Annotated in this window: 12 protein-coding genes; all 12 read right to left on the reverse strand. The window is 62.5% G+C overall.

The features are described 5' to 3' along the window. Positions 1-628 precede the first annotated feature (628 nt). Positions 629-1,324 (reverse strand): ABC transporter ATP-binding protein, encoded by a 696-nt coding sequence (locus ILT42_RS17370; protein ID WP_204216966.1) that lies wholly within the window; start codon positions 1,322-1,324, stop codon positions 629-631. A 3-nt stretch (positions 1,325-1,327) separates the two neighbouring features. Further along, complete coding sequence (locus tag ILT42_RS17375; RefSeq protein ID WP_204216967.1) at positions 1,328-2,602, reverse strand: lipoprotein-releasing ABC transporter permease subunit; 1,275 nt, start codon at positions 2,600-2,602, stop codon at positions 1,328-1,330. A 9-nt stretch (positions 2,603-2,611) separates the two neighbouring features. Beyond that, positions 2,612-3,940: a proline--tRNA ligase gene (gene proS / locus ILT42_RS17380; protein WP_204216968.1), complete on the reverse strand. Its 1,329-nt coding sequence runs from the start codon at positions 3,938-3,940 to the stop codon at positions 2,612-2,614. Positions 3,941-4,414: 474 nt separating this feature from the next. Further along, positions 4,415-4,813: a VOC family protein gene (locus ILT42_RS17385; protein WP_204216969.1), complete on the reverse strand. Its 399-nt coding sequence runs from the start codon at positions 4,811-4,813 to the stop codon at positions 4,415-4,417. A 2-nt stretch (positions 4,814-4,815) separates the two neighbouring features. Then, positions 4,816-5,151, reverse strand: coding sequence for a DUF1467 family protein (locus ILT42_RS17390; RefSeq protein WP_204216970.1), 336 nt, complete (start codon positions 5,149-5,151; stop codon positions 4,816-4,818). A 7-nt stretch (positions 5,152-5,158) separates the two neighbouring features. Then, positions 5,159-5,563, reverse strand: coding sequence for a methylmalonyl-CoA epimerase (gene mce, locus ILT42_RS17395; RefSeq protein WP_204216971.1), 405 nt, complete (start codon positions 5,561-5,563; stop codon positions 5,159-5,161). A gap of 15 nt (positions 5,564-5,578) precedes the next feature. Then, a complete protein-coding gene (locus tag ILT42_RS17400) occupies positions 5,579-7,252 on the reverse strand; it encodes a ribonuclease J (protein ID WP_204216972.1) in 1,674 nt (557 codons plus the stop codon). Between the two features lie 23 nt (positions 7,253-7,275). Beyond that, positions 7,276-8,079 carry a biotin--[acetyl-CoA-carboxylase] ligase gene (locus tag ILT42_RS17405; RefSeq protein WP_204216973.1) on the reverse strand — a complete coding sequence of 268 codons (804 nt, stop codon included), beginning with the start codon at positions 8,077-8,079 and terminating at the stop codon, positions 7,276-7,278. Between the two features lies 1 nt (position 8,080). Continuing rightward, positions 8,081-9,523: an NADH-quinone oxidoreductase subunit NuoN gene (nuoN, locus tag ILT42_RS17410; RefSeq protein WP_204216974.1), complete on the reverse strand. Its 1,443-nt coding sequence runs from the start codon at positions 9,521-9,523 to the stop codon at positions 8,081-8,083. A gap of 7 nt (positions 9,524-9,530) precedes the next feature. Beyond that, a complete protein-coding gene (locus ILT42_RS17415; protein WP_204216975.1) occupies positions 9,531-11,042 on the reverse strand; it encodes an NADH-quinone oxidoreductase subunit M in 1,512 nt (503 codons plus the stop codon). Further along, a complete protein-coding gene (gene nuoL / locus ILT42_RS17420; RefSeq protein WP_204216976.1) occupies positions 11,042-13,096 on the reverse strand; it encodes an NADH-quinone oxidoreductase subunit L in 2,055 nt (684 codons plus the stop codon). The genes ILT42_RS17415 and nuoL overlap by 1 nt, the downstream gene beginning before the upstream one ends. 30 nt (positions 13,097-13,126) lie before the next feature. Further along, positions 13,127-13,435, reverse strand: coding sequence for an NADH-quinone oxidoreductase subunit NuoK (nuoK, locus tag ILT42_RS17425; protein ID WP_324617749.1), 309 nt, complete (start codon positions 13,433-13,435; stop codon positions 13,127-13,129). Positions 13,436-13,442: the final 7 nt, after the last annotated feature.

Genomic DNA, 13,442 nt, shown 5'->3' on the forward strand with positions numbered 1-13,442 from the left:
GAATCTCCTGTGGAAAGTCCGTTCTCTATACCATCGGGGAAAGGACTAGGGACCAAACTGCAATGGCACTGCCGAAGATCGCCAGGGAGACGAGTTCAACAGCGGTTTCGATGAACGAGCGAAGCATTAGAACCTCATTGTTTCCGTTATGTTCATGTTCGTTCGTCTTATGTTCTGTGTAAAGCCGTGAAAGCGGGGAAAGCTCGTCACAGTCAACAGGGTCTTAACAGCGATGGGGCCGGCTGTTCGGGATCAAAAGACATTTCGGCCGGGCCCACCTGTGGATCGGCTCCGGGCACGCGGGCCGCAGGCGCCCATGGGGTCGCAAGCCCTCCGGCCCTCCCCCTCGTCATCCGGCGCGCGCCAGACCGACGGCGATGGGCGTACTCTCCGCGAGCCCATTCTGGCCGACCGCGAACCGAGGATTTATTTTCGAGCTTTTGTGGTCGACCGGATCGTCGACATGATGAACGGGCTCGCCGTCGGAGATCGAAAGGTCAGCTGGCCGCGGAGACTGCAGGGTCTTTCCGACCGAATGTAGCGCCTGCAGTCTGAAGGGATCTCTCTAGACCGGTCTTGGAAAGCGCCGCCTTGGGCGCTGAAATCAGAACGTCCGGACGCCCTGCCCTCAAGGCAATTGGACGATCTGTCCCTCGCGGATCGTGACGCGCCGGTCCATGCGGGCGGCAAGGTCCATGTTGTGCGTGGCAATCAGCGCGGCGAGGCGGGAGGCGCGCACGATGGCGACGAGGGTCTGGAAGACCCGGTCAGCCGTGTGGGGATCGAGGTTGCCCGTCGGCTCGTCGGCCAGCAGAAGCCGGGGCGCATTCGCCACCGCGCGGGCAATCGCGACGCGCTGCTGCTCACCGCCGGACAGTTCTCCTGGGCGGTTCTCAAGGCGCTGGCCGAGCCCCAGAAAAGTGAGGATCTGTGTCGCCCGTTCCTTTGCCTCACCCCGGGGCAGGCCGCGGATGATTTGAGGCAGCACCACGTTCTCGATGGCGGAGAATTCCGGCAGGAGATGGTGAAATTGATAGACGAAACCCAGCTCTTCCCTTCGGAGCTTGGTTCGCTCCTGGTCATTCATGGATGCGGTCGGTCGCGATCCGACGAAGACTTCGCCGCCGTCTGGTTTCTCCAGCAGCCCCGCCACGTGCAGAAGGGTGGACTTTCCCGTGCCGGACGGCGCCACCAGGGCCACGATCTCGCCGGGCCAGATGGCCAGATCCGTGCCGCACAGCACTTCGAGCGCGCCGCCTGCCTGAGGGTAGCGGCGCTCGACCTTCGACAGGTAGAGAGCGGGTTCGGGTTGACCGTTTGCCATGGATCACCCGTAACGCAGGGCTTCGACCGGGTCGAGCTTCGCAGCCCGCCAAGACGGGTAGAGCGTCGCCAGAAGCGACAGGATCATCGACATGAGCAGAACCGAGATGACTTCCCCCGGATTGATGACGGCCGGAATCTCAGACAGGAATCGCACGGTCGGATCCCACAGCTGCCGATTGAGAGCCCAGGACAGGAAGTTTTGGATGCTCTGGATATTGAGCGTGAACAGCATGCCCAACGCGAACCCGGCAATCGTCCCGACTATGCCGATGGACGCGCCGGTGATGAGAAACACTCGCATGATGGCACCTCGCGTGGCGCCCATGGTCCGCAGGATCGCAATGTCGTTGGACTTGTCCTTCACCAGCATGATGAGGCCCGACACGATGTTCAGGGCCGCCACGAGCACGATGAGCGTGAGGATCATGAACATCACGTTCCGCTCGACCTCCAAGGCACCGAAAAACGTTCGGTTGCGCTGGCGCCAATCAGTCATGAGGATGGGACGTCCCGCCGCCTCGTCGATGGCGGCGCGAGCCTGGTCCACCTTGTCGGCATCGTCGAGATAGACCTCGATCAACTGCACGTCGCCGTTGCGGTTGAAGTAGCTCTGCGCTTCGGACAGAGGCATGTACACAAAGGTCGAGTCGAATTCCGACATGCCGATTTCGAAGATCGCCTTGATGGGATAGCCCTTCACGCGTGGCGCCGTGCCGAAGGGTGTCGCGGCGCCTTTCGGGGTGATGAGCGTGAAGGTGTCGCCAGCCTGAAGCGAGAGCGATTCCGCCAGCCGGCGCCCAATGGCGACGCCTTCGCCGGCATCGAAGTCCTGCAGGGAACCCTGAGTGATGTGATTCGCGATGTTCTCGATCTTGCGCAGATCGTCGCCCCGCACACCGCGAACCAGGACGCCACTGCCGCCATAAGGCGAGGACCCGAAGGCTTGTCCCTCCACTAGCGGAAGCGCCCGTCTCACGCCAGGCACGGCGGCGATGCGCTTCGTGACCTCGTCATAATCGGTCAATGGGGAGTCGATGGGCGCCACGAAGATATGGCCGTTGATGCCAACGATCTTGTTTAGCAGCTCGGCCCGGAAACCGTTCATCACCGACAGCACGACGATAAGGGTGGCGACCCCTAGCATGATGCCGAGGAACGAGAAGCCGGCGATGACGGAAACGAACCCCTCTCGACGGCGCGTGCGGAGGTATCGCCCCGCCAGCATCCACTCGAAACGCGCAAAAGGCTTGGTCGTGGAGGTGCCGGCTGTTGCCATGGAGGACCGTCAGGCGCCTTTCGTCAGCCGCGCCGCGACCGAGTCGAGGGGCAGGGTTTCACGGGCGCCGGTGGCGCGGTTTTTCAATTCGACTTGGCCCTCGGCCAGCCCCTTCGGACCGACGACGAGCTGCCATGGAATCCCGATGAGGTCCGCGGTGGCGAACTTCGCGCCGGGACGTTCGTCACGGTCGTCGTAGAGCACGTCTCGGCCGCCGGCGGTAAGTTCGCGATACAGCCTCCCGCAGGCCTCATCCGTTGCGGCATCGCCCGCCTTCAGGTTGAGAAGGGCAACGTCGAAGGGTGCGACGGCTTCCGGCCAGATGATGCCGTTCTCGTCGTGACTAGCCTCGATGATGGCCGCCAGCAGGCGGCTCGGGCCGATGCCGTAGGATCCCATATGCACTTCGTGCTCCTGCCCATCGGGCCCCATGACCTTGGCGCCCATGGGTTTGGAATACTTGGTGCCGAAGTAGAAAATATGGCCGACCTCGATTCCGCGCGCCGACATCTTCTTGTCCGCCGGAACGGCGTCGAAGGCGGCTTCGTCGTGCATCTCGGAGGTCGCGGCGTAAAGCGACGTCCACTTGTCCACCGTCGCCTGGAGGCCTGGGATGTCGTCGAAATCCGTATCGGCGCCAGGGATCCCGAAGTCGAGATAATCGGCGTGAGAGAAGACCTCGCTCTCGCCCGTCGACGCCAGGATGATGAATTCGTGGCTGAGGTCACCCCCGATCGGGCCCGTATCGGCCCGCATCGGGATGGCCTTCAGGCCCATGCGGGCGAAGGTGCGAAGGTAGGCGACAAACATCTTGTTGTAGGAGTGCCGTGCGCCTGCTTGGTCCAGGTCAAACGAATAGGCGTCCTTCATGAGGAACTCGCGGGAGCGCATGACGCCGAAGCGTGGGCGCACCTCGTCCCGGAACTTCCATTGGATATGGTAGAGGTTCAGGGGAAGGTCCTTGTAGGAGCGCACATATCCCCGGAAGATCTCCGTGATCATCTCCTCGTTCGTCGGGCCGTAGAGCATATCGCGCTCGTGCCGGTCCTTGATGCGCAGCATCTCCTTGCCATAGGCCTCGTAGCGGCCCGACTCGCGCCACAGATCCGCCGACTGGATCGTCGGCATGAGCAGTTCGATCGCGCCTGAGCGGTTCTGCTCCTCGCGGATGATTGCGTTGACCTTGTTGAGAACCCGCAGGCCGAGCGGCAGAAAGGCGTAGAGCCCAGCGGCCTCCTGGCGGATCATGCCGGCCCGCAGCATGAGACGATGGGAGACGATCTCGGCCTCCTTGGGAGTCTCGCGGAGGATCGGGAGGAAGTAGCGGCTCAAGCGCATGGAAGGCCTTCAAGATCGAAAAGGGTGAGGGGCCGGCTTCGGCCCGCGACTCGCTTTATGCACACAACACAGGCACCCGCCAAATGACAAGATGGAAGGGATTCCAGGAGCGGTCCTTGCCCTCCCGAGAACCGGCGGCCCCTAAATTTTCGGAATTTATTCCCCATCTCGGGGATTAGACGAAAGATTAACCTCCCGTCTGCCAATTCTTCGATCAGATCCTGCCAAAAAAGGTGACACGGCTTATTAAAGAAATTATACAGATCGGGCTGAACGTCTCGGTGTTTCTCATGCTGAGACGGCGGTCCGGTGTTTCGGGAGGAACAAGCATCCTCGCCCGCCTTTTTCAGGGTGGCGGCGCAACAAGCCAAGGATGAAATCATTGCCTAAAGGCAATACAGGCAAGGCGTGAGCCTTGCTTTTTTCTTTTCTGACTACCGTGCCTGCCCGCATCGGACGTGAACCTACGAGCCCTTAGCGGTCCATCAGGCCGATCTGCCAGGACACGCCAAAGCGGTCCACCACCCATGCGAACTGGCGGCTGAAGGGGTACTCGCCCAATGGCATAAGGTCCTTGCCTCCGTCGGACAGCTTCCCGTGCAGGAATTGGACCTCCTCGACGGATTCGCAAGTGATGAAGACCGACATGGACGGCGTGAAGGTGAACTCGTGCTTGGCCGGCGAGTCGATGCACATGAAACTCTGGCCGTTCAGCGCGAAGCTCGCCAGCATGACCCTACCCTCCGGACCGCCTTCCCCGGGACCGTAGCGCTTCAGGCTCGTAACGCACGCCTTGTCGAATAGGGAGACGTAAAACGTCATCGCCTCCTCGGCTTGACCCTCGAACATCAGAAACGTGGCGATTTGAGGCATGGTCACAAGCCCGAAAGTGGCAACGCCGCGCAAACGAAGACCAGGATGGGACTGGAAACCAGTGTCGTCCAGAGAGCCTTTTCTCGCAAGGCTGGAACAGATGGCGCGCCAGGTTCGGTCCCCGAGATGATCTCTCCGCTCTCATGCTGGCTGCGAACGCCGAATGGCAGGACGGCGAAGAGCGCAATCCACCAGATCACGAAATAAAGTGCGCTGGCGCCGGTTACCCGCAGACCGAAGGCCATGACGGCGATCGTGATGCCAATGCCGGAGATGAGGACGATCGCCGCAAGGGTGGCGAGGGTCGAGGAGGCGATGCGTTTGACGAGGCGGACCATGCGATTCTCACGCCTGCTCGAGTTCGACAAGGGTCCCGTTGAAGTCCTTCGGGTGCAGGAACAGGACCGGTTTGCCATGAGCGCCGGTTCTCGGCTCGCCCGAGCCGAGGATGCGGGCACCCTTGCGAATGAGTTCGTCCCGCGCGGCCAGGATGTCATCCACCTCGTAGCAGATGTGATGGATGCCTCCATCGGTTGACTTTTCTAGGAATTTCGCGATGGGAGACCCCTCTCCCAGGGGCTCGAGCAATTCGATCTTGGTGTTCGGTAGGTTCACGAACACCACCGTGACGCCATGCTCGGGCAAAGGATCCGGGTTCGACACGTTTGCTCCGAGCGTATCGCGATAGAGCCGCGTCGCCGCGTCAAGGTCCCGGACCGCGATGGCGACGTGGTTGAGACGGCCGATCATCCCCTACCCTTTCGTTCAGACTTCGATGACCAGCACATGGCAGGCCGGTTTCTTCCCCCAAACCTCGTTCACCTTGGCCCGGATGGCGCGCTGGACCGCGTTCTCAACGGCCTCGGCGTCCCGGCGCTTGGCTTTCGACAGCCCGTCGAGGGTATCCTCCACAACGGTGGCGACGAGTTCCAGGATCACCTCGCCCTGGCGGGTTTTTTCGGGCAGGCCCATGGCGTCGATGATCGGATCGCCCGCGAGCTCGCCGTCTTCCTCGATGGCGATGGCTGCCGTCACAATACCAGCGAAGGCGAGTTTGCGCCGCTCGGGGACAGCCCGCTCCGCCGCATTGGTCACCAAGTTACCATCCTTGTAGAGCCTTCCCGCCGGCAGCGTGTCGACGATCTCGGCACCCCCTGGCGCGAGGCGGACCATCGTGCCGTTCTTGGCCTTCACGACTTCCGGCACGCCCTGCGCGCGTGCGAACTTCGCGTGCTCGGCCAGATGAAGCGGCTCTCCATGGGCCGGTATCGCGATACGGGGCCGCGTCCATTGGTACATCTGGGCGAGTTCGCCGCGGCGGGGATGGCCCGACACATGGACGAGTTCGGTGCGGTCGGTAATGACCTCGACACCCTGCTCGATCAGGCTGTTGACGATGGTTCCGACAGCCTTCTCGTTCCCTGGGATTGTGCGGGAGGAGAAGATCACCCTGTCGCCTTGTGACAGCGCCAGGTCAGGATGCTCGTCCTGCGCGATCCGCGCCAATGCCGCGCGGGGCTCACCCTGAGAGCCCGTGAGGACCGCGACAACCTTATCGCGCGGAAGGTACCCGAAGGTCTCCGGGGTGCGGAACTCGGGCAACCCTTCCAGATAGCCGCATTCCTTGGCCACATCCACCACGCGGTCCATGGCTCGGCCGACCACGACGACCTCACGTCCGCATTCACGCGCTGCCTCGGCAATGGAGCGGATGCGGGCCACATTCGACGCGAAGGTGGTGATCGCCACGCGTTGTGGCGCGTCCTTGATCAGCACTGCCAAGTTTCTGGCGACGTCCGCCTCGGATGGGCTCGTGCCGTCTCGCACCACGTTCGTCGAGTCGCAGACGAGGGCCAAAACGCCTTCGTCGCCTAGAGCCCGGAACGATTCCTCGGAGGTCAGACTTCCAAGATAGGGCGTCGCATCGATCTTCCAGTCACCCGTATGGACGACAAGACCGTGCGGGGTGCGGATCGCCATGGCATTCGATTCAGGGATCGAGTGCGCCACCGGCACGTACTCGATCTCGAACGGCCCAAGCTTGATGCGCTGCCCCGGCGCAATCTCGTTGAGGTCGACCTTTGGAGCGTTCGCCTCGGATAGGCGGCGCGTCTCCAGGAGACCGATGGCGAATCGGGTGGCGTAGACCGGCGCGCACAGGCGCGGCCACATCTCCACCAAGGCGCCGATATGGTCCTCGTGGGCATGGGTGATGAAGATGCCCAGGAGATTGTGGCGCTCCTCCTCGATGAAGCGGAGATCCGGATAGACCAGATCGATCCCTGGAAGGTGATCCTCGCCCCCAAATCCCATCCCGCAATCGACCAGGATCCACTGGCGGTTAGCCTCTGGACCGAATCCGTACAGGGCCGCGTTCATGCCGATCTCGCCAAGCCCTCCCAGGGGCAAGAAGACCAGTTCGTCTTGGGCAGATGCCATCGTGGTTATCCTATTGGGCCCGGTCAGGGCCGAGTCGTATGATCCATCAGGTGGGGAAAATAGAGGTCGCCGGCGTCGATCAGACTGAGACCGTCCGGGCCCCTGAGCTGCAGGCGCCCTGCCGGATCCATCCCCTCGAAAACCCCCCTCCGCTCCCCCGAAGGCAGTCTCAGCACGACCTCCTGACCGAGTCCGGCGGCCCGTTCGAGCCACAGGGCTCTTATGGCCGAAAACGAGCCCGAGGCATTCGCACCCATGGTTCTCCGCCAAGCCGCGAAGGTACGGGCAAAAGATGCCGAGAGAGCCGCGAACGTTGTCTCACGATCTAGGCCTGGGCGGACATCCTGCAAGGTATTGGCCGGGTAAGGCGTTCCTGCCGGTGCAAAGGCGACGTTGATGCCGATACCGAGGATGATGGCCAGCGCGTTCGAGCCAGGGAGGCGATGCCCCTCCAGGAGCAGACCTGAAACCTTTGCACCATCGAGGAGGAGGTCATTGGGCCATTTGAGGGCGAGTCGGGGTGCTCCAATGCCCGTGACCGCCTCGATGGCCTCATGCAGGGCCAATCCGGCGACGAAACTCAACAAAGGTGCGACGGCAGCCTCGCAAGGGTCGATCAGCAGCAGACTGGAATAGAGGTTGCCGGGCGGAGAGGACCATTGTCGTCCGTGCCGACCCCGTCCCGCCCGTTGTTCACCCGCGACGATCCACAATTGGCCGGGCTCGCCCGCGCGAGCGGCCCGAAGAGCATCGTCATTCGTGGATTCCGTCGCCTGGAGCGAGAGAAGCCGATATCCGGCCGCCTCGGCCTCCAGGGACAGGCGCACGTCAGAACAAGGAGCGCGCAGCGGCGCCCGCCGCGCTATTGAGGGGACCGGGGACCAGGCCGAAGAGCACCACGAACACGCTCGTCAGTCCGAGCACGAGTTTCACGCCGAACGGCATGGCGTCGTAGCGCTCGGCCGGCTCGTCGAAGTACATGACCTTGACGATGCGCAGGTAGTAGTATGCGCCAACGACGCTGGTCACCACACCGATCACGGCAAGCGTCACCAAGTTCGCCTGGATCGCGGCGTTGAACACCGCGAACTTGGCGAAGAATCCGGCGAGCGGCGGGATGCCTGCCAGCGAGAACATCATCATCGCAAGGCAGAACGCGATGACGGGATGGGTGCGGGCGATGCCCGACAGGTCCTCGACGTTCTCGAACATGACGTTCCGGCGCCGCAGGCTCAGGATGCAGGCGAACGAGCCGAGAGTCATGGCGAGGTAGATCGCCATGTAGACAGCGACGCCCTGGATGCCTTCGGCCGTGCCGGTGGCAAGGCCGATCAAGGCGTAACCCACGTTGCCGATGGACGAGTAAGCCATCAGGCGCTTGATGTTGCGTTGGCCGATGGCCGCGAAGGAGCCCAGCGCCATGGACGCGATGGAGATGAACACGATGATCTGCTGCCACTGCCCGGTGATGCCCGGGAAGGCATCGATGAACACGCGGGTGGCCATCGCCATGCCGGCCATCTTGGGCGCGGCGGCGAAGAAGGCCGTCACAGGCGTGGGCGAACCCTCATAGACGTCCGGCGTCCACATGTGGAACGGCACGGCCGAGATCTTGAAGGCGATGCCGGCCGCCACGAAAACGAGGCCGAAGATGACGCCATTGCCTGCCTGTCCGCCGGACACGGCCGCCGCGATGCCCGGAAACTGGACCGAACCCGTGAAGCCGTAGACCAGCGACGCGCCGTAGAGAAGCATGCCGGACGAGAGCGCGCCGAGGACGAAATACTTCAGACCGGCTTCGGTGGAGCGCACATTATCCCGGTCGAAAGCCGCGATCACGTAGGAAGACAGGCTCAGCAGCTCGATTCCGAGGTACAGCGCGATGAGGTCGTTGGCGGATGCGACCATGAGCATGCCGATGGTCGAGAGCACGATGAGGATCGGATACTCGAACCGGAAGATCCCTTCGCGGCGCATGTAATCCATCGACAGGATCAGGCCGCCGATGGATGCGATGAGTGTCAAGACCTTCATGAACTTGGCGAAGCCGTCGATCACGAACGAGCCGCTCATGGTTTCTGTATGAGTGCCCGGAAGCATCAGCACGGCCACGAGGGCGACCGCGAGGAGGCCCATGGCCAGGATGCTCATGATGCCGGCGGAGCGCTCGCCGCGGATGGCGCCGAACAGGATCATCACGAGCACGCCGGCCGCGAGGATGATCTCCGGTAGGACGGGGCCGAAGGCGGGTATGGCGAAGGCGGGGTTCATCGCAACCTCAGTGAACGGCCACGGCCGCGGTTTGGATGGTTGTGAGCGCGGCCTGATAGGTTTTCATCAGGGCGTCCGTCGGCGCCGCGAAGGCGTCGAGGATCGGTCCGGGCTGCACGCCGTAATAGATGACGAGAAGGACGAGAGGTATGAGGCTGATCATTTCCCGGCGGTTCAGGTCCGTGATGGACTGAAGCTCCGGCTTCTCCAGCGGCCCGTAAACCACTCGACGGTACAGCCAGAGGGCGTAAGCTGCCGACAAAATGACGCCCGTGGTGGCCAGGAACGACACCCAGGTATTGGCCCGGAACGCGCCCATGAGGCTCAGGAATTCACCCACGAAACCGGACGTGCCGGGGAGGCCCACATTGGCCATGGTGAGGATGAGGAACACCACGGCATAGAGCGGCATCCGGTTCACGAGGCCGCCATAGGCCTTGATCTCGCGGGTGTGCATCCGGTCGTAGACGACGCCGACGCAGAGGAAGAGCGCGCCCGATACGAGGCCGTGGGACACCATCTGGAACATGGCGCCCTGGATGCCCTGCGGATTCATGCTGAACAGGCCCATGGTCACGAAACCCATATGGGCGACGGACGAATAGGCGATCAGCTTCTTCATGTCCTCCTGCATCAGCGCCACGAGGGACGTGTACACGATGGCGATGACCGAAAGAGCGAAGACCAGCGGCGCGAAGTAGATCGAAGCATCCGGGAACATGGGCAGCGACACGCGGATGAAGCCGTAGCCGCCCATCTTCAGCAGGATGCCCGCCAGGATGACCGAGCCCGCCGTCGGCGCCTCCACGTGCGCGTCCGGGAGCCACGTGTGGACCGGCCACATCGGCATCTTCACCGCGAAGGATGCGAAGAAGGCCAGCCACAACCAGATCTGCATGTTGGCCGGGAACTCGTGGGTCAGCAGGGTCGGGATGTCGGTGGTGCCGGCCGCCCAGTACATCGCCATGATGGCAAGTAGCATCAACACGGAGCCGAGCAGCGTATAGAGGAAGAACTTGAAGCTTGCGTAGATGCGGCGCTTGCCGCCCCAAATACCGATGATGAGGAACATCGGGATCAGGCCTGCCTCGAAGAACAGGTAGAACAACACGAGGTCGAGGGCCTGGAACACGCCGATCATGGTGGTTTCGAGCACCAGGAAGGCGACGAAGTATTCCTTGACCCGGTGGGTGATCGATTCCCACGAGGCCAGGATGCAGAACGGCATCAGGAACGTGGTCAGCAGGATGAACGGCATGGAGAAGCCGTCCACGCCGAGCTTGAACGCGATGCCTTCGGCGAGCCAAGCGTGGCTTTCTACGAGCTGGAAGCTAGAAATTCCCGTGTCGAAGCGGCCCCAGGCCACGAGGGACAACAGGAAGGTGATAATCGTCGTGATCAGCGCCGCCCAACGCGCGTTGGAACGGGCCGCCTCGCTGTCACCGCGCAGGGTCAGGATGAACGCCGCGCCGAGGAGCGGCAGGATCAATAGGCCGGAGAGGATGCCAAAGCCGAGCATCAGTGCGCTCCCCTGAACAGATAGAAGGTGACGAGAGCGGCGACGCCAATCAGCATCGCGAAGGCATAGTGATAGACGTAGCCGGTCTGGACCCGCACCACGCCGCGGGTCACGTCCATGACGCGCGCCGAGATGCCGTCGGGCCCCAGGCCGTCGATGATGCGCCCGTCGCCGGTGCGCCACAGGAAGCGGCCAAGCCACATGGCCGGGCGGACGAAGATGAGGTCGTAGAGCTCGTCGAAGTACCACTTGTTCAGGAGGAAGCGGTACAGGAGAGGGTGCTCGGCGGCGAGCTGGGCCGGCTTCTTGGTGTCGAGCATGTACATGTAAACCGCCAGAACGAAGCCTAGGATCATCATGACGGTCGGCAGCAGCGGCACCCAGCCCGGGAGATGGTGCATCTCCTCCAGGATGTGGTTGTCGGGCCGGGTATAGAGGGCACCCTTCCAGAAGTCGTTATAGCCTTCACCGATAAAGTCATGGTGGAAGATGATGCCCGCAACGAGAGCGCCCAGCGCCAGCAGAGCCAGCGGAATGAGCATCACCAAGGGGCTCTCGTGGGGCTTGTGATCCCCATGGCCGTGATGGCCGTGCTCGTGGTCCGCATGATGAGCGGGCTCCACGTCGTGATTATGGTCGTCGTGCTCGACTCCCTCGTGGGAGCCGTGCGCATGATGGCCGTGGGCATGATCGTGTCCGTGAGACCAGCGGGCCTTGCCCTCGAAGGTCAGGAAGAACAGGCGCCAGGAATAGAACGAGGTCATGAACGCCGCCACCACCGTGGCGATGAACGCGAAGGTGCCGGCCGCCGAGTGCTTGGCGAAGGCGGCCTCGATGATGGCATCCTTGGAATAATATCCTGCCGTGAACGGAAAGCCCGTCAACGCCAGCGTGCCGATCGCCATCATGGCGGTGGTGAACGGAATGTACTTCCGCAGCGCGCCCATGTTCCGCATGTCCTGCTCATGGTGCATCGCATGGATGACCGAGCCGGCGCCCAGGAACAGGAGGGCCTTGAAGAAAGCGTGGGTGAAGAGGTGGAAAACGCCAGCCCCATAGGCGCCGACGCCGAGGCCCACGAACATGTAGCCGAGCTGCGAGCAGGTCGAGTACGCGATGACGCGCTTGATGTCGTTCTGAACGAGGCCGACGGTCGCGGCGAAGAAGGCCGTGATACCGCCGATGATCGTGACCACCGTCAGAGCCGCCGGGGCATACTCGAAGATCGGAGACAGACGGGCGACCATGAAGACGCCGGCGGTCACCATGGTGGCGGCATGGATGAGGGCCGAGACCGGTGTCGGGCCCTCCATGGCGTCCGGCAGCCAGGTGTGGAGCAAGAACTGCGCCGACTTGCCCATGGCACCCATGAAGAGCAGCAGGGCCGCGATGGTCATGGCATGCCATTCGACCCCGAGGAACCGGAAATTGGCATTCGCCATATCGGCCACACGGGGGAAGATCTGCTCGAAGGTCACGCTGTTGAACAGAACGAACAGGGTGAAGATGCCGAGCAGGAAGCCGAAATCGCCCACGCGGTTGACGATGAAGGCCTTCATGGCGGCCGCGTTGGCGGAATCCTTCTGGTACCAGAAGCCGATCAGCAGATAGCTGGCGAGACCCACGCCCTCCCAGCCGAAGAACATCTGCACGAGATTGTCGGCGGTCACCAGCATGAGCATGGCGAAGGTGAAGAGCGACAGATAGGCGAAGAAGCGCGGCCGGTGCGGATCCTCGTGCATGTAGCCGATGGAATAAAGGTGCACGAGGGCCGAGACCGAATTCACCACGATCAGCATCACGGCGGTGAGGGTATCGATCCGGAAGGCCCAATCGACGTTGAGGTCACCTACCGACATCCACTGGGCCACCTGGACCCGCAGCATCGGCGTATCGCCCAGCGCCACCTGGAAGAAGGCAATCCAGGACAGGAAGGCGGAGACGAAGAGCAGGGCCGTGGTGACGATCTCGCTCGGCCGGGGCCCGATGAGACGCCCGAAGAGGCCTGCGATGAGGAAGCCGACGAGCGGCAGGAAGACGATTGCGTGATACATGGCGTGTGCCTGAGCCGATCCGTTTGAGCCTTAGCCCTTCATCATGTTGACGTCTTCGACCGCGATGGAGCCGCGGTTTCGGAAGAACACGACGAGAATGGCGAGGCCGATGGCCGCCTCCGCCGCCGCGACCGTGAGGATCAGCAGCGCGAAGACCTGGCCGACGATGTCGTTCATGTGGGTCGAGAAGGCGACCATGTTGATGTTCACGGCGAGCAGGATGAGCTCGACGGACATCAGGATGACGATGACGTTCTTCCGGTTCAGGAAGATTCCCAGCACGCCCAGGGTGAAGAGGACGGCGGCGACGGTGAGATAATGTCCGAGACCGATCATAATCGCTTCT

It is taken from the genome of Microvirga pudoricolor, assembly GCF_016892705.1.
Lineage (GTDB): Bacteria > Pseudomonadota > Alphaproteobacteria > Rhizobiales > Beijerinckiaceae > Microvirga > Microvirga pudoricolor.